This is a genomic window from Amycolatopsis sp. NPDC051102, from assembly GCF_040682815.1.
GTDB lineage: Bacteria > Actinomycetota > Actinomycetes > Mycobacteriales > Pseudonocardiaceae > Amycolatopsis.
Window position 1 is genome coordinate 88,534 of sequence record NZ_JBFBBT010000013.1, and the last position, 22,885, is coordinate 111,418.

11 protein-coding genes and 1 tRNA gene are annotated in these 22,885 nt (G+C 69.4%); 11 read left to right on the forward strand and 1 reads right to left on the reverse strand.

Going from position 1 to position 22,885, the window contains the following annotated elements; all coding sequences use genetic code 11:
* Positions 1 to 59 precede the first annotated feature (59 nt).
* From AB0M93_RS31220 to AB0M93_RS31230, 3 genes are all read left to right on the forward strand, one after another.
* Positions 60 to 132 (forward strand) — tRNA-Lys (locus tag AB0M93_RS31220).
* 619 nt (positions 133 to 751) lie between these two features.
* Positions 752 to 1,270 (forward strand): hypothetical protein, encoded by a 519-nt coding sequence (locus AB0M93_RS31225; RefSeq protein WP_364279783.1) that lies wholly within the window; start codon positions 752 to 754, stop codon positions 1,268 to 1,270.
* Between the two features lie 140 nt (positions 1,271 to 1,410).
* Positions 1,411 to 7,506, forward strand: coding sequence for a PA14 domain-containing protein (locus AB0M93_RS31230; RefSeq protein ID WP_364279786.1), 6,096 nt, complete (start codon positions 1,411 to 1,413; stop codon positions 7,504 to 7,506).
* 82 nt (positions 7,507 to 7,588) lie between these two features.
* Here AB0M93_RS31230 and AB0M93_RS31235 read toward each other — a convergent pair whose 3' ends face one another.
* The gene (locus AB0M93_RS31235; protein WP_364279789.1) at positions 7,589 to 9,142 is read right to left on the reverse strand and encodes a hypothetical protein; all 1,554 of its coding nucleotides are present in this window, start codon (positions 9,140 to 9,142) and stop codon (positions 7,589 to 7,591) included.
* 276 nt (positions 9,143 to 9,418) lie between these two features.
* Here AB0M93_RS31235 and AB0M93_RS31240 point away from each other — a divergent pair, with 276 nt between their 5' ends.
* The 8 genes from AB0M93_RS31240 to AB0M93_RS31275 all read left to right on the forward strand — a co-directional run bounded on the left by AB0M93_RS31240 (position 9,419) and on the right by AB0M93_RS31275 (position 22,844).
* Entirely contained in the window at positions 9,419 to 10,378 is a 960-nt protein-coding gene (locus tag AB0M93_RS31240; protein WP_364279791.1) for a hypothetical protein, read from the forward strand.
* 102 nt (positions 10,379 to 10,480) lie between these two features.
* Entirely contained in the window at positions 10,481 to 12,730 is a 2,250-nt protein-coding gene (locus AB0M93_RS31245) for a tetratricopeptide repeat protein (protein ID WP_364279794.1), read from the forward strand.
* Positions 12,731 to 12,749: 19 nt separating this feature from the next.
* Positions 12,750 to 13,877 (forward strand): hypothetical protein, encoded by a 1,128-nt coding sequence (locus AB0M93_RS31250; RefSeq protein WP_364279796.1) that lies wholly within the window; start codon positions 12,750 to 12,752, stop codon positions 13,875 to 13,877.
* A 422-nt stretch (positions 13,878 to 14,299) separates the two neighbouring features.
* On the forward strand, positions 14,300 to 14,749 hold the full coding sequence (locus tag AB0M93_RS31255) for a helix-turn-helix transcriptional regulator (RefSeq protein ID WP_364279799.1): 450 nt from the start codon (positions 14,300 to 14,302) through the stop codon (positions 14,747 to 14,749).
* A 7-nt stretch (positions 14,750 to 14,756) separates the two neighbouring features.
* Positions 14,757 to 15,371, forward strand: a complete 615-nt coding sequence (locus tag AB0M93_RS31260) for a hypothetical protein (RefSeq protein ID WP_364279802.1) — start codon at positions 14,757 to 14,759, stop codon at positions 15,369 to 15,371.
* Positions 15,364 to 16,509, forward strand: a complete 1,146-nt coding sequence (locus tag AB0M93_RS31265; RefSeq protein WP_364279805.1) for an MAB_1171c family putative transporter — start codon at positions 15,364 to 15,366, stop codon at positions 16,507 to 16,509. The genes AB0M93_RS31260 and AB0M93_RS31265 overlap by 8 nt, the downstream gene beginning before the upstream one ends.
* A 372-nt stretch (positions 16,510 to 16,881) precedes the next feature.
* Positions 16,882 to 18,069: a cytochrome P450 gene (locus tag AB0M93_RS31270; RefSeq protein WP_364280148.1), complete on the forward strand. Its 1,188-nt coding sequence runs from the start codon at positions 16,882 to 16,884 to the stop codon at positions 18,067 to 18,069.
* Positions 18,070 to 18,449: 380 nt separating this feature from the next.
* A complete protein-coding gene (locus AB0M93_RS31275; RefSeq protein ID WP_364279808.1) occupies positions 18,450 to 22,844 on the forward strand; it encodes an Hsp70 family protein in 4,395 nt (1,464 codons plus the stop codon).
* The last annotated feature ends 41 nt before the right edge of the window (positions 22,845 to 22,885 follow it).

Here is a 22,885-nt window from a genome sequence, read left to right on the forward strand (position 1 = left end):
CCTCTCAGGGGGGTGCTAATCTTTTCCACGTCGCCGAGGGAAACCTCCGGCAGACACCGGCGCCATTAGCTCAATTGGCAGAGCAGCTGGCTCTTAACCAGCGGGTTCGGGGTTCGAGTCCCTGATGGCGCACCCTCACTCCCCAGGTCGAAGCTCTCTTCGACCTGGGGTTTTGTGTTATCCGGAATCATGACTTCCGCTTCCTTCCATCCACAATGGTCGACGAAGAGCCCGAGATGTGCCCGAGCCGCGGCGGTGATCCACGAGTGCCGCAGCGTGTTCCGCACGACCTTCCTGACCGCACCCGCAGCGAGCGCCTGACGCGCGACACCGTGGCGGAGATCATGCAGCCGGATCGGCAGTAACACCGCCTCGCCTACCTGCCTCTCGAACCGGGCAGTGAAAACGGCCGGGCGCAGCGAGCTACGCACAACCGGCCACAGATGGCCGGTCCGTGACCTGGTCCCCTGCGCGACCCAATAGCACGCTGAGGGCTCAATCCGACGCGCCCCACGGAAGGGCAGGAGGGAGATCAGCTCGGAACCGCTGGCCGCCGGACTGGCACCGCGCGGCACAGGCCCGGCGGTCCGCAGCAGCGCGCTGCTGCGGGCCGCCGATTTCGATCGTGCTTCCCGACGAGAACGCATTGTGGACCTCGCTCGACGACTGCGCGCGTCGGTTCTCTCAAAGGAATGGAAAAATGCAAAGAGTACTGCGAAAAATCTTGATGCCGGTAGTGACAATCCTGGCGTTGACTTCCTCTCCGGCGAGCGCGGAAACCGCCGACGTGAACTTCGTTTCCACGGTCACCAATCAGATCGCGTGGGCGCACCAGTGCGCGGCCATGCACTGCGGATACCACGTGATCCCGTCGGGGACGATCGTCCGCGTGGCGTGCTACGTCCTGAACGAGAACCTGGAATACGACCTGGTCGTCGCGCCGGCGCCGTGGGACGGCAGCACCATCATCGCCGGTTATGTCGACCGGAACGCCCTGCGCGACTCGACCTTCCAGCGATGTGTCGACATCGGCCCCACCGGCACGGTCAACACCGAGACGTGGGCGCACAGCTGCCCGTCTCTCAATTGCGGCTACGGCCAGATGTACCAGAACGAGAACATCGGGCCGCTCTGCCGGACCGCCGGCACGTTCGAAGGCAGGTATTGGGACCTGCTGATCGACCACTCGCCGACGAACGCGAACCTGGAACTGGCCGGGTTCGTTCCCATCGCGGACTGGCCGCACGCCGATCCGGCGACGAAGTGCTGACCAGGCTCCTCTTCCGGCTCGGACACCTCTGTCCGGACGGCTGTTGACCGATGAATTGCAGGGGGATGAATACGATGGCGCGGGCTCAGGGATTCAGCGTGCGTGCAAGGCGGTTACTCACGTTCGTCACCGTAGCCGCGGTGGGGCTGACCGGCGCCGACGTGCCGGCGTTGGCCGCGGCGGACACCAAGCCGGCGGCGACCCGGCGGATCGATCCACGTGACGTACCGGTGATGGCGGGCAAGCGGGCGCCGGACCGGGCCGCGAACGTGGGCAAAGCGGATTTCACTCCGCTGGAGAAGAACGCCGGGGCCACTCACTTCGACCAAGCCCGGTCGACCGTGGTGTCCCGGTCGATGTTCACCGACGAGTTCCGCAACCCCGACGGCACGCACACCGTGCGGCAGTCGGTCGAGCCGCTGAACGCCAAGGATGCCAACGGCACCTGGCAGCCGGTGGACACCACCCTGCGCAAGGACGGCGCGTCCGGGCGGGTGCAGCCGGGCGTCCACCCGCTGAAGCCGTCGCTGGCCGGGAAGGGTGACGATCCGGCGGTGCTGGCCGTGAACCTCCCCACCGGCAAGGTCTCGCTCGGCTTCGACGGCGCCCGGCCGGTCCCGGCGAAGGTCGACCGGAACCGCGCCTCCTACCCGGGCATCGCACCGGACACCGATCTCGGCTACGAGGTCACCGCCGGTGGAGTCAAGGAAACCGTGGTGCTCAAGCGGCCACCCGCCCAGCCGCAATGGCGGTTCCGGCTCTCCGCCCCTGGCCTGACCCCGGTGCTGGACCGGCCGGACGGCACGGGCTCGGTCCTGCTGGAGGACGCCGCCGGGAAGGTGCCGGCGAGCATTCCCCCGGTACAGACCTGGGATTCCGCGGGCGATGCGCCGGCCATGACCGGTGGCCGTTACGCCGTTGAACGCAGCGGCGACTCCTGGCTGCTCACGGTCTCCGTGGACAACGGCTGGCTGCGCGACCCGAAGCGGGTGTACCCGGTGAGTGTCGATCCGACCGTCACCTTGGTGACCGGGGAGACCCACGACTACCGGTCGGACGGCTACACGTGTGACTACTGCGGCCTGCGGATCGGAAACAGCCTCAGCAACGGCGACAGCTACAACCGGGCGTGGTTCTTCATCGACTACTCCTCCCTGTGGGGCAAGAACGTCGTCGGCGCACGGCTGGACGTGACACGCAACACCGACGTCACCGGCTCGCTGAAGACCTGGAACGCCGATCTCTACCACGCGAGCGGTAAGAACTTCGACGCCCTCGGGCCCTACCTGGGCAGCGCGCTGGTCGGCGACGTCGGCAGCTTCAGCAGCACGACGTTCACCAACTTCATGCGCGACCAGGTCAACGCCCGCAACCTCAACGTGGCGTTCATGATGGCCGGCACCGAGCAGCCGGGCACGTGGACGTACAAGAACCTGAACGCGACGCTGACCGTCGACACCGGCACGCCCGCACCCGCGCCCGCCCTGCAGTCCCCGGCCGACCGCAGCGTCCTGACGACCATGACCCCGGCCCTGTCGGTGAGCCCGGTGTCGGACCCGGACGGCGATCCGGTCACCTACTGCTTCCGGGTGGCCACCGGCGCCGACGCCCGATCCGGCGTCGTGGTCGACTCGGGCTGCCTCAACACCCCGCAGTGGACGGTCCCGCCCGACGTGCTTCAGGACGGCGTCGCCTACACGTGGCAGGCAATGGCCTACAGCGGGTCGACGACGACAACCCCGTCATGGGTGGGGCACTTCAAGGTGGACCAGCGCATCGGCGAGCACGGACCGTCCCCTGTGGACAGCGCCGGGCCGGTCACGGTGAACCTCGCCAACGGCAACGTGAACACGAGCGCGGGATCACCGGCCTTCACCACCGTCGGTGGCAACGCCGGGCTGACCTTCGGCTACAACTCGCAACAACGGGAGAGCAAGGGGCTCCGGGCGTCCTACTTCGTCGACCTGAGCCACAACGGGATCATCAACCCGGCGCAGCAGCCCGTCCTGGTGCGCACCGAACCGCAGGTAAACGTCACCTGGGGCACGGATTCGCCGTTCGCGCCGGCGCTGCCGGGCGACTGGTTCGTGGCCCGCTGGGAGGGCTACTTCCAAGCCCCGGCCACCGGGACCTACCAGTTCGCCGGCGTCCACGACGACGGCGCCGAGGTGTACGTCAACGGCAACAAGGTCTACGACGGCGACACCGCCAGCGACCTGAACTGGACCCAGGCCACCAACGTCAGCCTCACCCAGGGACAGCGGGTGCCGATCAAGGTGGAGCTGCAGGAAGCCACCGGCGCCGCCACCATGCGGCTGTTCACGCGCACGACCGAGGGCAACGTCGGCGCGCAGATCGTGCCGGCCGACTGGCTGTACAGCAGTGACCTGCCCGCGCTGCCGCAGGGCTGGACGCTGTCGGCCGATCTCGACGGCGACGGCGGCAGCTACACGAAGGCGCAGGTGACCGACCAGAACATCGTCCTCACCGACACCTCCGGCGCCAAGCACACCTGGACCAAGAAGAGCGCCGGCGGCTACGACCCGCCCGCAGGCGAGGACGGCGTGCTCGCCATCGACAGCGCCGGGCGGGTGACCCTGCAGGACGGCAACGAGGTCTTCACCTTCCGCCCGGACGGCGCCCTCGACACCCAATCCACCACCGCGGACTCGCGCAAGCCGGCAGCGTTGCAGAACCTCTACGACGGTGCGCCCTTGAGACTGTCGGGTATCAAGGACCCGGTCAGCGGACGCCTGCACGTGCTGCACTACAACCGGCCCGGCGACGACTGCTACGGCGGCGTAGCCCCGCCCGCCGGGGCCGACGCCCTGCCGCCGGCCCAGATGCTCTGCCGGGTGTCCTACTGGGACGGAACCGAGACCCGTCTGTGGTACACCCAGGGCCGGCTGAGCCGGATCGAGGACCCGGGCTCGGAGATCACCGACTTCGGCTACACCGCCGACGGCCTGCTGAACCGGTCGCGATCGCCGCTGATCAACGACTGGATCGCCGCCGACCCGGCCCATCGCACGAACCTCGCGGACATCCAGTCCGAGATCGGCTACGACCCCACGGCCGCCAAGCCCACGGCGACGTCGGTGACGTCACCGGCACCCGCGCCCGGCCAGCCACGACCGCGTCACGCCTACCGCTACGACCCGGCCAACCGGCAGACCTTCGTCGACGTCGCCGGCCTCACCCCGGCACCCGGGTACTTCTCGAAGATCACCTACGACGACGCCGACCGGCTGCTGAGCACCACCGACGCGACCGGCCGCACGACCGGGCAGACCTGGAACGTCAAGGACCAGCTCCTGGCCTCGACCGACGCCGCCGGCCGCGTGTCGACCACCGTGTACGACTACGCCGACCGCGTCACCGACCAGTACGGTCCAGCCCCCGCGTCCTGCTTCTCCGGGCAGCAGCCCACCGCGGCCTGCGCGGCGACAGTGCCGCACACCCGCACGAACTACGACGAGAACGTCAAAGGCCTGTCGGTGGCCTACTACGCCAACCCGACCCTGAGTGGCAGCCCGAACGTCTACGCCACCGGAATCGGCACCAGCGACGGCACGCTGGTCCGCAACTGGGGCACCGATGGCCCCGTCACCGGCATCACGACGGACAGCTTCTCGCTGCGGGCCACCGGTGAGATCACCTTCCCGCAGGCCGGTGACTACGTCCTGCGAGCGCTGGCCGACGACGGCGTCCGGGTGTGGGTGGACGACACCAGCGTGATCGACGACTGGAAGGACACCGGCGCGATCTGGCGGGAAGGCACCGTGCACATCGACACTCCGGGCACCGTCAAGCGCATCCGGGTCGACTACTACGACGTCGGCGGAATCGCTCAGCTGGAACTGCACTGGAAGACGCCGAGTGGCGTGCTGGAGCCGGTTCCGACGCTGCGGCCCCGCTACGGCCTGACCACCTCGTCAGTGACGTCCGAATCGGACGGCGTGGCCGACCAGATCACCGCCACCCGATACAACGACGGTGGCCTGGATCCCGTCTTCGGTTTGCCGACCGCCACCGTCACCGACCCCACCGGGCACCAGCTCACCACCTGGTCCGGCTATGAACCGCCGGGTACGGGCTACTTGCGCAAGACCGGCAAGACCATGCCCAACGGTGTGCCGAACACCTATGCCTTCTACGGCGACACCGAGACTCGCGCCAACCCCTGCGTGCCAGGCAGCCCGGCGGTCAACCAGGGCGGCATGGCGAAGCTCTCGACCGCGGCCACGCCCACATCCGGGACGGCTCGGGTCGACGAACAGGTCTACGATGCCTCCGGCCGCATCGTGGCCAAAGCCACGACCGGTGACTGGACCTGCACCAGCTACGACGGACGAGGGCGCGTCAGCCAGGTGGCCGTCCCCGCGAGCGTGACCTCCTCGCCCCGCACCGTCCACTACGACTACCAGGTCGGTGGCGACCCGCTCACCACCTCGGTCTGGGACAACCACGGCACGGTGACCACGACCGTGGACCTCCTCGGCCGCACCGTCACTTACACCGACGTCCACGGCACGAAGACCGAAACCGGCTACGACCAAGCCGGCCGCGCAAGCACGGAAAAGGTCACCCCACCCAACGCCGCCGACGCACCGCAAACCACCACACCCGGCTACGACGACGCCGGCCGCGTCCTCACCACGAAACTCGGCGGCACCGTCCTGGCGACCTCCACCTACGACACCGCAGGCGAACTCGCCACCGTGACGTATGCCAACGGATCGTCGCTCGCGGCGATCGGCAAGGACACCGCGGGCCGCACCACGTCGCTGACCTGGAAGACCAGCGACGGCCACCAGATCGCCGCCACGGTCGACCGCACACGGGCCGGCACCATCACCGACGAAACCCTCGGCGGCGCCGACGCCCGGCCGAACGCTCCCAACTACGTCTACGACACTGCCGGGCGGCTGACCGAAGCCTGGGTCACCGGCCACCACTACACCTACGACTTCACCTCGCTCGCCTCGTCGGCCTGCCCCGGCGGCACCCGGTCCAACGCGGGCACCAACACCAACCGCGTCCGCCTGCTCGACCAAACCGGCGCGGGCACCACCGAAACCGGCTACTGCTACGACTCCGCCGATCGCCTCCTCGCCACCACCGGCGCGGCTGCGGTCACGGGTGTGCAGTACAACTCCCACGGCGACACCACCGAGTACACCGCAGGGGGAGCCGTCACCAAGCTCGCCTGGGACGGCGCGGACCGCAACACCTACGCCAGCACCACCGGCCCCGACCCCGCAGTCGTCTCCTACACCCGCGACGCGACCGACCGGCTCGTGTGGCGCAACGCCACTCAAGGCGACCAGATCACCGATGTGCTGTACGGCTACACCGGCAGCGGCGACTCCGCCGATCTGGCGTATGCACCGGACAAGCACCTGCTGTCCCGCAGCATCTCACTGCCCGGAGGCGTGCTCTACACGATCAACGGGTCCACGGTGACGTGGGACCACCCCACCGTCCGCGGCGACCTCAGCCTCACCACCGACAACGCCGGCAAGCAGATCGGCGAGCTGCGCACCTACAGCCCGTTCGGCGAACCGCTGAAGAGCGACGGCACACCGGATCCGGACAACGTGCCGGACAACCAGCCCGGCCAGATGGACAACGCCTGGCTCGGCCAGCACCAACGGCCGTACGAGCACGCCGGATCACTGTCGCTGGTCCAGATGGGCGCCCGGCCGTACAACCCGATGCTGGGCCGGTTCCTGTCGGTCGACCCGGTCGATGGCGGTTCGGCCAACGACTACGACTACACCGCCGGCGATCCGATCAACGCGACCGACCTCGACGGCCAGCGGGTACGCGCCCGGCGGCATCCGACCGTGCGCAAGCACGTCACGAGGATCCGCGGTCACCTCATGCGACGCATCGTCCGGAGGGTGACCCGCCATGCGAACACGTCGCGGGGCGACGTCTCCCTCACCCGGGGCCGCACGGCGCGGTTCGCCGGCTGGAAGAAGCAGGACCCCGAGGACGACCTGATCCAGTGCGAGATGAGCCACGAGGACGCCAACGACTGCCCTGGCCACGAAGGAGAAGGTCGGGCAGTGGCCAAGTGGTTGTGGTCGAACTGCCTTGCCGGCGGCGGCTGGTTCGGCTTCGCCGGCGCGCGCTGGATCGCCGGAAAGGTTGCTTCCTCCCTCGTCAAGGCGGCAGGACCGTTCGGCTGGGTGGTCGGATGCGCCATCAGTGCCTGGGCAAGCAACTAAGCTGATCGAGGCGGCACATCGGGGCCGGGATCCCCACAACCAAGGATCTCTCCCCGTGCTTCGATCGACGTCCGGGTGTGCGTCAGGATCCGATGGTCAGACCGAGGTCTGCCGCGTGCGTGCGAACCGCGGACCTCGCCTCGGCGAGGTCCGCCATCGTCAGCCCTGGCATCACTGCCGTCACGTAGTCGGCCATGGCCGACTCCCGGTCGATCACGTCCTTGCCCCGCCATTTGCCGGCCAGCTGCTCGCGCGGCGCCGACGTCGGTAACGGCAACCCGAGCCGGGACGCTCGGGCACTCGCGAGGTCCGGGCTCAGCAGTGTCCGGAAGTCGAGCGAGCCCGGCTCGGGTGACAGGACTTCCACGTCGACCGAGGTGATGCTGCCGGCGCCGAGGGTGAGCAACTCGTTCATCATGTCGACGTTTTCGCGGAGTAGCCCGTGGCTCATCCCGAGGTGACCCAGCACGAACCCGACCTTCAACACCAATCCGGTGTTCTTCGCGGAACTGAGGGCGCGTACGTTGCTTTCGAACAGCTTCTCGGCGCGAGCCGCCGGGGCCGGGTCACGTCTCGGGCTCAGCGGCTTGCGCAACGCCCGCAGCGATATCGGACTGCCTGCGTCGAGGCCGACCATCACCTGGCGGATGCCCAGGCCGCGCAGAAGCGCCGCGTTCCGTTCGTTTTCGAGGCCGTCCGCGCGCGCGTATCCCACCATCGCCGGTCGCTCGTCTTCGGCCATTTCCCGCCACCACCCGGGAGTTTCGGCCTGCATCTCACGCAGTAGCTTGCCGAACGTCAGCGGCAACTCGTCGGCAGTCAAGTAGAGGTAATCGTAACCAGCCCGATGTGCATCCGATATGACGTTCCACGCCGTGGCCGCATCCCGTATCGAGTTGCGCCAAACACCCGCGTGCTGGATGGAACAGAAAGAACAGGCGTCGTCCTGCGCGAATTTGACACAACCGCGGCCGATCTCGACTGGGACTCCCGCGGCAAAGGTCCGTCCGGTCAGCCGGAGCAGCGCGGGCGCTATGCGTCCAGCAAAGTTTTTTCGATACGCTGCCGAATGCCGAAAAGTGCGGTCGATCGCCGAGTGGTCGATCGAGGTGTACACCGGCTCGCCGGGCGACGACCCGATCACCTGCACGACTCCCGGGGTTTTCGCCACGGCGCCGGCACGCAGTGCGGCGATCAGTCCGACGAACCGGCCGACCACCTCGTTGCCGGTGAAGATGTAGTCGACCTGGCCGGCGCGCAGGGAAGACACCTCGGCGGTCAAGGCGGTGACGTGGTCGTTCCCCATTATCGTGACGATGTTCTCGTTGGCGTTCTTCGCCGCTGCACAGAGTTGCAGTCCGGCCTCGTAAGTGGCCGTCAGCGCCGTGATGCACAGCGCCAGGATCTCACCGGCGTGGTCTTCGACGTACTTCAGAAGTTCCTGCCACGGCAGGATCGTTCCGTCCAGGTACTCCGGTTCGATTCCGGGAACGGGCCGCAGAGCCGACACCAGAGCCAAGACGCCGAGGTGGGGATAGTTGGCCCAATCGCTGTGCTCCTGGGGATTCGTCACCGTGCACGCTGCGCCTTCGATGGCCGTGTTCGAATTGGGCGGAGCGACCACCAGAACTTTCATTGCTCCATCGCCCTCTCTCTCGTTCCCGGACTGTCGAGTCACCCCTTCGGAGCCTTGTCTTCACGAGAATTTGCCGATACAGTTCCGAAGATCTGTCGTGCGGACGTACAAGATTGATCTTCACACCGGAAGGTCGGAACCTTGGCTCCTCGAAGCGAACAGCCGGGTCCGGCAGGCAACTCTAACAGAGTGGAAGCGATCATCGTTCCGACGAATCGACCGTCGGAACGGCTTCGCACGATCATCGGAATAGCTCACGAACTCCGCTGCGTTGTCGTGGCCCTGTGCAGCGGACTGGCCTCGACGGACGTCACCGCGCGGCTGGCCGGGAGCGCAGGCGTCGAGTTGCTCGCCATCGACACGACCCGGCTGCCCGATCACCTCATGCCGAGCCTCTCGACGAGGCGCATGCTGGCGGAGTCCGTCTTCGACTTGCGGACCGATACCGGCATGAAACGCAATTTCGGCCTGCTCCTCGCCCGGCTCCTCGGGTGGGAGTGCGCGGTCTTCCTCGACGACGACATCGACATACCGGCTCCCGGCGATCTCGCCACGGCCGCGACGCTCGTGGCGGAACACTCGATCGTCGGCCTGCTCGTCGACGGATTCCCGGACAACTCCGTCGTCCGGCACGCCTACCGGGCGGTGGGCGGGGAGTGGCCCGCGTTCATCGGCGGCGGGGGCGCACTGGCGGTGAATCCCGCCAAGATCAATACTTTCTTTCCCAACGTGTACAACGAAGATCTGCTCTTCCTGCTCGACCACCAGGGCTTGCGCCCCGCAGTGGTCTCGGGTACCGCGCTCCAGGCGCGGTACGACCCCTTCCAAGTCGGCAGCCGGGCGCGGTTCGAGGAGTTCGGCGACTGCGTCGCCGAGGGCGTGCTTCTGCTGCACCGGGATGGTCGTCAAGCGGGCGACGCCGGTGTCGACTTCTGGCGCGGGTTCCTGGCCGACCGACAGCGGATGATAGCCGACACCCTGGCCAAGGCCGAGCGCCGCGACCGCGCGGACCAGCGGAAGCGCATGCTGGCGGCGCTCCTCGGGGCGCACGAACAATCCGGCGTGATCGAACCTCGAACCTGCGTGGAGTACTTGATCGCACTACGGGACGACCGCTCGGCGTGGCACGACCACAACGAGCGGATCCGAGGCCGGTACGGGCGGCTGGTTTCCGGAGTGGCGAGCGTGCCCGGCGCCCTCGGGCTGACCGACTGCGCAAGGTACGTGACTGCGTGAACCCGCGCGGAGAAGAAGCCGAACTATTCGCTTCGCGGATACGCCGAAGAGCCGGTGGCGTGCGACCATTCCGGTGCGCACCGGACCTGCGGGAAGGATGACGTGTCGGAGAAAGACGCCGACCGGGCCAACGAGATGTCGGGGATGGCCGGCACGGTGGTTCAAGCGGGTTCCATCGCCGGCGGCATCCACCTGCACCCGGCGCCGCCGATGCCGTTTTCCCCGCCGCACGAGCTTCCGCCGGATGTGCACGCGTTCACCGATCGCGTCGAGCAGCTCGAGCAGCTGGACCTGCTGCTCGCCGGCTCGGACCCGGTCGCCTCGACCGCTGCCGTGGTGATTTCCGCGGTTTCCGGCACTCCGGGCGTGGGCAAGACCGCGTTTGCGATCCACTGGGCACATCGGGTGAGCGGCCGATTTCCGGACGGGCAGCTCTATGTCAACCTTCGCGGTTTCGGACCGCATACGCCGGTGCCGGTCACCGAGGCGCTGGGCGGTTTCCTGCGATCGCTGGGGCTATCCAACGAAGAGATACCCTCCGACATCGACGAGCGTGCGGCGAGGTTCCGCAGCCTGGTCGCGGGGCGACGCATGCTGATCGTGCTGGACAACGCGGCCGGCCCCGAGCAGGTCAGGCCGTTGTTGCCCGGTACCTCCTCCTGCGTCGTCCTCGTGACGAGCCGCAGTGCGCTGCAAGGGCTCGTCTCCCGTGACGGCGCCCGGCGGGTGAATCTCGACCTGTTGCCGGACGTTCAGGCGACCGCCCTGCTGCGGATGCTGATCGGCCCGCGGGTCGACGCCGAGCCGGACGCCGTGGCCATGCTCGTTCAAGAGTGCGGCCGCCTTCCGCTGGCCCTGCGGATCGCGGCCGACCTGGCTGCGATGAACCCGGATGTCACACTGGCCGAACTGGCCGGCGATCTCGAGGACGAGCAGGAGAGGCTGGCGGCCCTGGATGCGGGAGACGACCCCATCACCGCCGTGCGTGCGGTCTTCTCTTGGTCCTACCGCAATCTCCCGGACGCGCAGGCGCGAGCGTTCCGCCTGCTCGGTCTGCACCCCGGCCGCGACTTCGAACCGGCCAGCGCCGCCGCCCTCCTGGACACCACGGTGCTGCGCGCACGGCGGCTGCTCGACGCCCTGGTCCGCGCCCACCTGGTGGAACGCACCCGGACCGGGCGGTACCAGATGCACGACTTGATCCGGGTTTACGCAGCCGACCTCGCGAAGAACGAGGAGCCGGCAACAGAGCAGGAAGCCGCTCGCCGGCGGTTGTTCGATTTCTTCCTCGCCACCGCGTCCGTCGCCATGGACATCCTTTACCCGCAGGAGCGTGATCGCCGCCCACGAGTACCGACCGAAGGCAGCGCACCGCTCGTCGACGACATCGAGGCGGCGCGCTGGCTGGACGCGGAACGCGCCGCGCTCCTGGCGATGGCGGCGCACACATCCCACAGCAGCTGGGCGATCTTCACGATCGCGCTTTCCACCGTCGTCTACCGTTTCCTGGACAGCCACGGCTACTTCGACGACGCAGTCATCCTGCACACCGCGGCAGTGGCCGCGGGCCAGCAGCGCAACGAACCGGTCGCCGTAGGCCGGGCACTGCACAACCTCGGCAGCGTGTACCAGCGGCTCGGTCGCTACCAGGACGCCGTCGCCTACCTGGAGCAGTCCCTGGCGGCGACGAGGGAGGTCGGCCAACCGATGGTCGAGGCCTTCGCACTCAGCGATCTCGGTCTGGTCCTGATGCTGCTCGGCCGAAACGACGAAGCCTTGCTGAACCTGTCGGCGGCATTGCGTCTCTTCCAGCAGGAGGGGGACTTGACCGGTCAGGGCCAGGTTCTCAACAACATGGGCCTGGTTCTCGGCCGGCTGGACCGCCACGACGAGGCAGCAGACCACATCGAGCAAGCCCTGTCGGTCTTCCGCGCGACGAACGACGGTCCACGTACGGGGTATGCGCTGAACGACATCGGCGTGGTGCTCCAGCGCCTGGGACGCTACAGCGAAGCGTTGGCCCATCACGACGAGGCACTGGGTTTCGCGCACAAGACGACGGATCGGGCGTTGGCGGCGGCCGCGCTCAACGGGATCGGAAACACCAATCGCCTGCTCCACCAGCAGGAAACAGTTCTGGACCTGCACGAACAAGCATTGACCATCGCCCAGCAGATCGGTGACCGCTACGAAGAGGCGCAGGCATTGGAAGGACTTGCGGCCATGCACCGGGACCTGGGGAACATCCGCGACGCCCGCGACCACTGGCGTCGCGCGCGAGAGATCTACGCGGAACTCGGGTCGCCGGAGGTCGAACAGGTGGACCGGCTCTTGAACGAAACCCCGGATTGACCGCGGAAAAGGAGCACTTGTGACGGCTCTCGAGACAGCAATGTGGTTCGGGCTGACCGCCGTCGGGTGCATCGCCGTTGTGCGTTGGCCGCGGCAGGTCCCGGAGTTCGGCGTCCTCACCGTGTACCGCCGTGGCGGGGTGATCGCGATGCCGGCGCCGGGCCGCTGCCGGACCGAACCCCGCGAAGACGTGCCGTCGTTCGACGCGGTGATCGTCTCGTCCGCGCGCGGTGCCGACGCGCTCCTGCGCGCTGCGCTCACGGCACGGAACGCCGATGCCCCCTTGGTGGTGCTTGCCAGCGGCAGGACGGATGCCTCAGCAGCCGCGCGGCTGCTGAGGAACGAGGTGCGCCTGGTGCTGAGCACGCCTGCCGAGCTCCCCGAGCCGGATTTCCTGACCTTCCGCCACCCTTGCGCCAGCACGGTCAGCGACGTGAGCCGGAAGCGGAACGCCGGTCTGGTCCTGGCTCGTCTGCGGGGCTGGCGAACGGTTCTCTTCCTCGACGACGACGTCCAGGCGATCGCCTCACCGGACCTGCAGCGCGCAGCCGGGCTTCTGGCCGGAACGGATCGGGGTGGTGCACCGCGACGTCTGGTCGGCTGGGCATTCCGGGATTTCCGTGACCTTTCCACCGTGGGACACGCCTGTTGGCGCGATCCCGGCGAACCCGTTTCCTTCGTCGGCGGCGGCGCGATGGCCGTGAACTGCGACGACCCACCGCCGCCGTTCCCTCCCGTCTACAACGAAGATCTGCTCGTGGGTTTGGCGCTGCTGCTGGACGATCCGGCGTCAGTGTGTGTCACGGGCACCCTCACGCAGGACGAGTACCGTCCGTTCGACGACCCAGCGCGTGCGGTGTCGCAGGAGTTCGGTGAAGTGCTGGCGGAAGGATGGAGCCGGCGGCCGGCTCCGGAAGAACTCCGCCGGGCGGAGTTCTGGGCGTCGGTGCTGCGCGATCGGCGCGCGTTGGTGAGTTCGGCGACGAGCGACTTGGAACGCCGCGGCGTGAGCGACGGCGTACGCGCGATGCGAGCGGTCCTGGCGACCCACCAAGCCGGCTGGCCGCAGCTCTTGGCCGGTTTCGTCCAGGACTGGACGCGTGACACTGCCGTTTGGCGCGACTTCTTGGTTGCTCTGCGGCCGTAGCCCGGCGGCGGCTCTCGTCGGGCAGACGTCGAATTCGTGGCCTCTACTTGGCCAGAAATCGTTTACGGTTCGCTACCCCCTTCGCCTTCGGCGCGGAAAGCGCCGGGCCGAAACTCGCCCGGTGCTAGCGTGCTCGCAGACTGGCGACAGGGAGTGGCGTGAGCGAGAGCCGGGTCGGAAACAAACTCGAGGGCGGTGTCTCGGGCAACTCCGTGCAGGCGGAGCACCCTGGCCGACGCCGCCCTGACGACCCGGAGCGGCACGGGAGGATCTCGAGCCAGATCGCTTGCGCCTGACAGCCGCGATGCCGCTGGGCGAGCGTCAGCCACAGCGTTAGACTGTGAACTAAATGTGACACCGGCAAGACTGTATGCACTTCGGATGACGCGTGGTCTCGCCGGAGCTTCAGGAAGGGCAGCGCGATGACCACACCACAGGGCCACGACCCGGGGTCCACTCTTGCTGACCGCCTGAACTACGCGATTCGCGCCAGTGGCCTCACTGACCAGCAGATTCTCGACCGTATCGAGGCTGAGGGCGGTCATCTGAGCCGCAATGCGCTGTACCAGCTCAAGACCGGGAAGAGTCACAACCCCACGCTGGAGACGATCGGCTCCCTGGCCAAGGTCCTCAACGTCGCTGTCGCCTTCCTCACCGACTTCGGGGGCAGGTCCGAGGCTGCCGCCGCGGTCGAGGATGCCGAGACGCGGGCTGCGCTGAAACTGCTTCGCGAGGACGCCGGTGTCAAGGAGGTCCTCTTCCGGATGGGGCAGATGGATCCCGCCGCCCGGAGTGTCCTTGCCAGTATGAGTGAACAGCTCGTTGCGCTGAACCGGAAACACAAACCACGCGAGAAGCCCGAACAGGAATAGCCGCACCATGTCCATCGACGACAGCCCGGCTTCCGGCGCTCCGAGCCGGCGACCGGAACTGCTCGGAGCCGCCGAGTACCGGCGGCTCCGCCGACGCATCAACAAGCTCCTGAACGAAGTCGGCGTTCCCGAGCCCTGGGACATCCGCGAGTTCATCCAGCGGCTGGCCGGCTACCGCGGCCGGCCGATCGAGCTCCTGGCCGCCGAGATTCCGCCCGACGGGCCGGACGCCCTGTGGGTGCCCACCGAGAACGTCGACGTCATCCTCTACGACTCCGCCCTCCGCGAGGGCGACCTGCACTGGGAGCAAGTCTTGGCGCACGAGGCCGCCCACATCCTGCTCTGCCACCGCGGCGACGAAGACGCCGTGCTCGCCCGCGGCCCGCTCGACGAGCAGCTGCGCGAGGTGATCATCCGCCACGCCGGCGAAGGCGCCGCCGGGGATCAGGTGCTGCACCGCGAAACGTACTCGTTCCACCAGGAGACCGAAGCCGAGGTCGGAGCGTCGCTCATCTGGAAGGCCGCCGGGCGTCGCCTCATCGAACCGGAGCGCCACCTCCACGGCGAGGACCTCGCCAGTGTCGACGCCCTCGCCGCGATCATGGGACGCACCCGTGCGTGAAGCGATCCAGACCGCGCTCCAATACGTCATGGTCCTCGCCGGGGTCGTGGTCACCGTCTACCGGCTCGTCGACCTGATCCGCTCGCCGCGGCGGCCCGCGATGTGGGCGATGTGGTCCGGCCTGTTCCTTCTCACCGCAGCCGTCGCGACCGGGTTCCTCCGCCCGCTTTCCGCACAGCTGTTCCTGATCCAGCACCTGCTCATCCTCGGCTCCATCGTCTCCTTCGAGTGGTTCTACCTGCTGTCGATCTACGGGCAGCGGAAACGCCCCGCGGAGATCGCCTGGTACCAGGCCGCCATGCTGCTGTTCACCGCCGGGATGGTCGCCGCCTGGGCGACCAGCCTCGTCACCGAATCGCCCGACTACCGGGACCTGGACTACCACGCGTACCCGTTCGCCCGCGTGATGGTGCTCTGCTACACCGCGGCGGTCGGCGCATCGTCGCTGACCCTCAGCCGCCTGTCGTGGAAATGGTCCCGGATCGCCGACCGCACGTGGGTGCGCCGCGGCTTGGTCACCATGACCATCGGCACCACCCTCGGCCTGCTCTACACCGTGCACCACCTGGGGTTCACGATCCTGATCACCTTCGGCATCACCCCGCCTTACCCGCAGGGCCTCGAGGTGCCGGTGATCGCGGTCGGGGTCCTGTTCTGGCTCGTCGGCCTCTCGATGCCGGCCTGGGGGCCGCGGGCGACATCCATCCGGCTCTCCTTCGCCTACCGGCGGTCCTACCGCCAGTTGGAGCCGCTGTGGGAGGCGTTCACGACCGCGCTGCCCTCGATCATGCTGAACACGCGCCCGCCGGCCTGGGATTCGGAGTTCGCGCTGTACCGGCGTGCCATCGAGATCATGGACGGCCGAAGCCGCCTGCGCGGGTACCTCGACGAGGACGTTGCGCGGGCCGCCGAGCAGGCCGCGAAAGCCCGCGGGCTCGCCGGGGCCGAGCTCCTGGCCGCAGTCGAAGCCGCGCTGTGGCGGGACGCCCTGGCCGCCCACGCGGCTCAGTCCCGCGAACCGAGCACGAAGATCATCGAGGAGCCGGCCACCGGCAACAACCTCGCGGCGATGGTGGAGTTCCTGCGCCTCGTGGCGCAGGAGTGGCAGCGCCCGTCGCTCACCGCCGCCCGCGGTTGAGCCGGACGTTCCCGGCGCGACCCGGCACCTGGTCCAACTTCATATTACGTCGATCTCCGCGCGTACTTTTTAGTTGACATCCACCGTGGTGGGCCGATAACTTGAAGTTCCTCGCCAAGCGGATCACCACCCCGCGGCGGGGACAGAGGGGGGAAATCCTGCTGGCGACACCGAATCCCGTGTCGCCAGCAGGTACCCCACCCTCGAATCCGTTCGCCGCAACGGATACGTGGCCCGCCACCCTCGAACCCGGGCCACCGCGGCGAACGGCAAGCGCCCCGGCATCTTCCCCAGAGTGCTGGGGCGCTTCTTCGTGGAATTCCCGCCGGGCTGAGCCGCGTCACCGCAGCGTGAGAAGGTGCCGTGGTGAACATGCTCGGAGACCTCCTGACCCCGCAGAACCGTCCCGATCCCTACCCCCTGTACGCGCAGTGGCGGGAGAAGGCGCCGGTCGTCCGGGCCGGTGGTTCGTTCGTCGCCGTGCTGGGCCACGCCGAGGCGGAGCAGGTGCTGCGCGGCACGCAGTTCGGACACCCCGAGCCGGAGGTCATCGACGGCGGGGACCCGGACCACCCCGTCGACGCGCAGGGCCGCGTGGTGCGCGCGTTCGCGTTCCGCAACCCGCCGGACCACACCCGGCTGCGCCGTCTGGTGTCGAAGGCGTTCACCCCGCGCGTGATCGGGAACCTGCAGCCGCGGATCGAGGCGCTGGCCACCGAGGCGATCGACCGGATCCTCGACGCCGGCGAGGCGAACTTCATGGAGACGCTGGCCGTGCCGCTGCCGGTCACGGTGATCGCGGAACTGCTGGGCGTTCCGGCCGGGGACCGGGAACGGTTCGGCGCCTGGTCGGCCGCGATGGCGCGGGCGTCGGACCCGGGGTTCCTCCTGCCGCCGGGCGTCGCCGAGCAGGCAGCGGCAGCGCGGCGGGAGTTCATCGCCTACTTCCGCGACCTGGCTGCCGAGCGTCGCCGTACCCCGGGAGAAGACCTGCTGTCCGCGCTCGTGGCGGTCACGGACGAGGGCCAGGTGCTCAGCGAAGGCGAACTGCTGGTCACGCTCACCCTGCTGCTGGTGGCCGGCCACGAGACCACCACGAACCTCCTCGGCAACGGCGTCCTCGCCCTGCTGCGAAACCCGGAACAGTACGCCGCGCTCACCGGCGACGGTGCGCTCGCGGAAGCCGCGGTCGAAGAGATCCTGCGCTACGACTCGCCGATCCAGCTCACCATGCGCACCGCGCTGGCCGACACCACCCTCGGCGACGTCCCGCTGGCCGCCGGCGACCAGGCCCTGGTGTTCATCGGCGCCGCGAACCGGGACCCGCGCGCGCACCGGGCGCCCGACACCTTCGACATCACGCGGCCGCCGGAGCGGCACCTGGCGTTCGGGCACGGGATCCACTTCTGCCTCGGTGCGCCGCTGGCCCGGCTGGAAGGCCGGACGGTGCTGCGGGAACTCGCCCGCCGCGTCCCGGGCCTGCAGCCGGCCGGGGATCCGGAGTGGGCGGCCACGGTGACGTTGCGCGGGCTCAGCACGCTGCCGGTCGCCGTGGCCTGAGCGCCGCCCGACCCGAACCGGAAACCGCGCGGATCACTTCCTCAACGACGTCGAATTCGTGGCCTCTATTTGGCCAGAAATCGTTTACGTTCGCTACCCCCTTCGCCGTCGGCGCGGAAAGCGCCGGGCGGGAACTCGCCCGGTGCTAGCGTGCTCGCAGACTGGCGACAGGGAGTGGCGTGAGCGAGAGCCGGGTCGAAAACAAATTCGAGGGTGATGGCGCGGGGAACACCGTGCAAGCCGGGCGTATCAACACCGTGATCATCGGGCAGCCGAATACTGCTCCCGTCCCTTTCGTCGCCCCTCCGTACCGGGTTCCTGTCCGTGAGTCGGTGCTCGACTGGCTGGCCGGTGGGGCGCGGAAACGGGTGGTGCGGGCCGTGGCGCGGCTTGACGGGGAGCTTCCCGCCGGTGGGGGTGCTCCGGTCGATTGGGAACGCGCCGGGCGTGCTTACCGGCGGGCTCTGCTGCTGGCCCTTCGGGCCGAACCCGGCCTGGCCGCCGAGGTGTTCGGTGCCTGCGATCACCGGATTCCGCCCGAGCGGTACCCGCTGGACGCCAGTGACCGGGCGTGGCTGGGCGCTTTGACCTCGCGGCCGGATCGGCACGTTCTCGCCGTCGTTTTCGAGGTCGCCTCGCGGCTCGACCTGGCGGACCTGCAGGTGGTGGCCCGCGATCGGATGGTGACGCTGCTCGGCGAGCTGGGCGACGCCGACCTCGCCGTCCGCCATCTCCTCCGCTGGTGGAAGCGGCGCGTGCTCACCCGGGACGTGGTGGCCGCGGTCGTGACGCTGCACGCCGCCCGCACACCTCTGGAGCGCGACGCCGAGCTGTGGCAGCGCTTCTTCGCCGACCTCGCCGAGACACTGCGGCCGGACGTCCTCGACGTCCACTGCCTGCTGGGGCACGGTGCCGACGCCGTCCGGCTGGCGAGCTCCGGCTCCGACACCGATGTCCGCCGTGCCCTCGCCTGCTGCCTGCGGTCGTCGGTGGCCGAAGACGTCGGCGCGGGGCTGGAACTGGCTCGGGCCCACCCCGGCACCGAGCTGGCCGTACCGCTCGCCGAGCGGTACGGCGACCTGCTGGCCGATGCCGGCCGGTTCGCCGCCGCGCTGCCCGTCTACCGCGAGCTCGGCCGGCTGGACCAGGTGAGCCGGTGCCACGAGGAACTCCACCAGTTCTTCGACGCCCTCGCCACCTGCCCGGCCGACCGGCCCGAGCGGCTGGCCGCGCTTGTCGACCGGGCCCTGCCGGAAGTCGACGAACTCGCCGGGCGGCAGGACTTCGCCGCCGCGGCCGGGCGGCTCCAGGACGTGCTGGCGCAGCTGGACCGCGTCGCGACGCCGACCGCCGCCGTGCTGGAACGCCGTGAACGGGTGGCAGGGCTGCGTGCGGACCTCGTCTCGGCCACCCGGCTGCACTTCGGCGCGCTGATCCGGCTGGCCGAACACGACGCCGACGCCTGCCAGGACGCCTACCGGGCCTGGAGCGTCTTCGAGGAAGCCGCCGGCGAGCTTGCCCTCGCCGCCTCGCGGGCCGAAGAGGGACGCGAGTTCTTCCGCGCCAACCGGCTGTTCAACCGGGCCAGGCAGTTCGGTGAGGCGGCGCGGGTCCTGAAGGGCGACGACTCCCCGGAAGCGCTGGACGCGCGCGCCGCTTCCTACGAGGCCGGCGGGGACTTCGCCGGCGCGGCCAGGCTGCGCCGGCGCATCGGCCAGCCCGAGCAGGCGGTCACGCTGTTCCTGCGCGCCGGTGACTTCGCCGGTGCGGCACACGTCCTGCTCGGCTGGCTCGGCGCGGAAGCGGCGGAGGACCCGCGGCTGGCCGAATGCCTGCGCCGGACCGGCGAGTACGACAAGCTCGTCCGGCACTGCCTCACCGCGATCGAGGCCCGCGGGGAGCGGTCGCAGGCGGCCCGGGTGCTGCGCAGGCTGGCCGAAGACGAGCTCGTGCCGCCCCACCTGGACGCCGACGTGACGGAATGCCTGACAGCGCTGGGCGCGGAGGACTTGCGCCGGTTCCAGGAACGGGCGCAGGCGTGGGTGACCAGGGCCCGCGCGGACGTCGACCAGCGGTACAGCGCGATCTGGGGCCTGGACCTGGGCACGACCACGTCCGCCGCGGCAATCTACGACCGCGAGAAGCAGCGGCCGGTCTTCTGCCCGTGGAAAGGACACCTCCAGTTCGCCTCGACGCTCAGCCTCGACCGGCAGGGCACCGAGCTGGTCGGCCTGACCGGCGAGGAGACGCTGGCGCCCTGGCTCGCCGGGCACATCGACGCCGCGAAACGGCGGATGGGCAGCGCCACCCGGTTCAAGATCCGCGACCGCACCTACCGGCCGGAAGAAGTCGCCGCCCGGATCATCCGCCACGCCAGGGGGCTGGTCGAGACGTTCCTGGCCGAACAGGTGCGGGAACGCGTCGGGGAGCTGGCAGCCGCCGAGCTCGGTCAGGTGCGGACGGAGTGGCTGGCCTGGACCGACCGCCACCACGACCTGCGGATCGACCGGCCGCGGGTGCTCGTCACGGTGCCCGCGTACTTCACCAACAACCAGAACGCGGCCACCCGCTCGGCGTGCGAAATCGCGGAAGTCGAGTTGGTCCGGCTGGTGCATGAGCCGACGGCGGCGTGCATCGCGGCCGCGTACGAGCGGAAGCTCGACAAGACCGTCGCGGTGGTCGACCTCGGCGCCGGCACGCTCGACCTGAGCCTGCTGGAGGTGGGCGAAGGCGTCTACGAGGTGCGGGACGTCGGCGGCGACACCCGCTTCGGCGGCAAGGACTTCGACGCCGCGGTCACCGACGCGCTGGCCGCCCAGCTGGCGCTGAAGGGCATCCAGGTCCCGGCCACCGGCGAGCTGCGCCGGCGGCTCGGAATCGCCGCGGAGAGCCTGAAAATCGACCTCTCCGCGCAGGACCGGGCGTCGTGCAGCCTGGCCGGCTTCGGCTCGCACGAGCACGTTCTCCTGGAGCTGACCCGGACCGAGCTGGCGGAGGTGCTGGCCGACCGGCTGGCGACGCTGCGCCGCGTGACCGCGGCGTTCCTGGAGTCCGCGCCCGACCGGCCGGACCAGGTCGTGCTGGTCGGCCGGCCGATGCTGTCCCCCCTGGTCCGGCAGACGGTGGAAGAAGTCTTCGCCGCCAAGCGGGTCGTCGTCACCGATCCGCGGACCGCGGTGGCGAGCGGAGCCGCGCTCCTCGGCGCGATGCGCAGCGGCGCCCTGACCGAGTTCCTGCTCCTCGACGTCACCCCGCTCGCCCTCGGCATCCAGATCACCGACGAGACGAAGCGGCAGATCTTCTCGGAACTGATCAGCCGGGCCACCACGATCCCGACCCGCCGCTCCGACATCTACACCACCCACGAGGACAACCAGACCGAGGTGTGCATCCGGATCTTCAACGGCACCCTCGACCGGGAGTCGAGGATCGGCCAGTTCACCCTCACCGGGATTCCGCCCGCGCCGAAGGGGCGCCCGAAGATCGAGGTCACCTTCGAAATCGACGCCGACTGCGTGCTCGAGGTGACCGCGCGTGACCTGGAAACCAAGCAGGCCAACGGGATCCGGGTCACCGAAACCACCCTGCTGTCGCCCCGCGAGATCGGCGACCTGACCCGCCGCTACGAACAGCAGCGCCGGCGCGAGCAGCAGCGCGCTGAGCTGGCGGAAGTGCGGACGCAGTTGCGGGAACTGGCCGCCGGGATCGCCGAAGACAGCACCGAGGGGGCCTGGCAGGAGTTCCGGCAGCGGCAGGCCACCCACCGCCCGCCCGCCACCGCGCTGACGGCCGAAACGCGGCAGGCGCTGGTCGAGATGTTCAACGAGGACGTCCAGACCGAGCTCGACCTGGCCTCCGCGCGGACGGCGGCCTTCGCCGCGGCCGCCGCGGCGGATGCCTGCGCCGCCCGGCGGGCACCGGCCGAAGAAGACCTCGAAGCGACCGTTGCCGAAAGCACGCACCTGCTGGACACCACCCGGGCCCAAGCCGCGAGGTTGCGGGAGCTGGCCGCGAAGGTCGCCCGCTGGAGCGCCGTGCTCACCCGGCTGGCGATGCACGAGCCGGATCCGCTTCGCCGCTTCCGCGACCACCACGCGGCCGGGTCGTACCGGGAGGCGCTCGGCGCATTGGGCGAGCTGCCCGAACCGCCGGACGATCCCGCCGACGTCCGGCGGCACGAGCAGTGCCTCGCGCGCATCGGCGACGCCGAGGGTTACCGCACGCTGCGGCGGCGCGCCGGGGCGAAACGGCCGACGGGGCTGCCGGCCGGGCTGGTCGAAGTTTCGCCCGGCGGAACGGGATTCCTGGTCGGCGAGCGGCTCGTCGTCGCGCACCTGCCCCGGCGGGACGGCGACGCGCCGATCGTCGTGACGGCGGGCGCGGCGACCAGCGACGTCTTGCACGTCCACACCGCGGACCGGGCCGGGCACGACGTCGTGGTGCTGGAACTGGCCAGGCCGCTGGGCGTGGCGCCGCTGCCCCTCGGCCACTCCGAGCTCGTCGGGATCAGCGACCAGCTCTGGCTGCCCGCCCCGGCGGAGGACGGCACCCGCACGCTGCTGACCGGCGTGGTCAACCGGTTCGAGCCGGCCGAGCACGGCGAACGGCTGTTCCGCACGAGCCTGGCGCTGCCGGCCGGCTGTGCCGGGGCACCGGCCCTGGACGAGGTCGGCGAGGTGATCGGCGTGGCCGTGCCCGGCGACGGCGGCCAGGTGCTCGGCCTCGCCGCGGTGGACGCCCTCCTGCAGACGGCGGGGGTCGAGCGGAACCGGTAGATTTTCCGCACGATCGAGGGGAGCTGACCAGTGGCACGTCT

Bases quoted from the DNA above. Each gene is read 5' to 3' on its own strand.
- AB0M93_RS31235 (WP_364279789.1), bottom strand. From the start codon at position 9,142: ATGAAAGTTCTGGTGGTCGCTCCGCCCAATTCGAACACGGCCATCGAA.
- AB0M93_RS31255 (WP_364279799.1), top strand. From the start codon at position 14,300: ATGACCACACCACAGGGCCACGACCCGGGGTCCACTCTTGCTGACCGC.
- AB0M93_RS31260 (WP_364279802.1), top strand. From the start codon at position 14,757: ATGTCCATCGACGACAGCCCGGCTTCCGGCGCTCCGAGCCGGCGACCG.
- AB0M93_RS31270 (WP_364280148.1), top strand. From the start codon at position 16,882: ATGCTCGGAGACCTCCTGACCCCGCAGAACCGTCCCGATCCCTACCCC.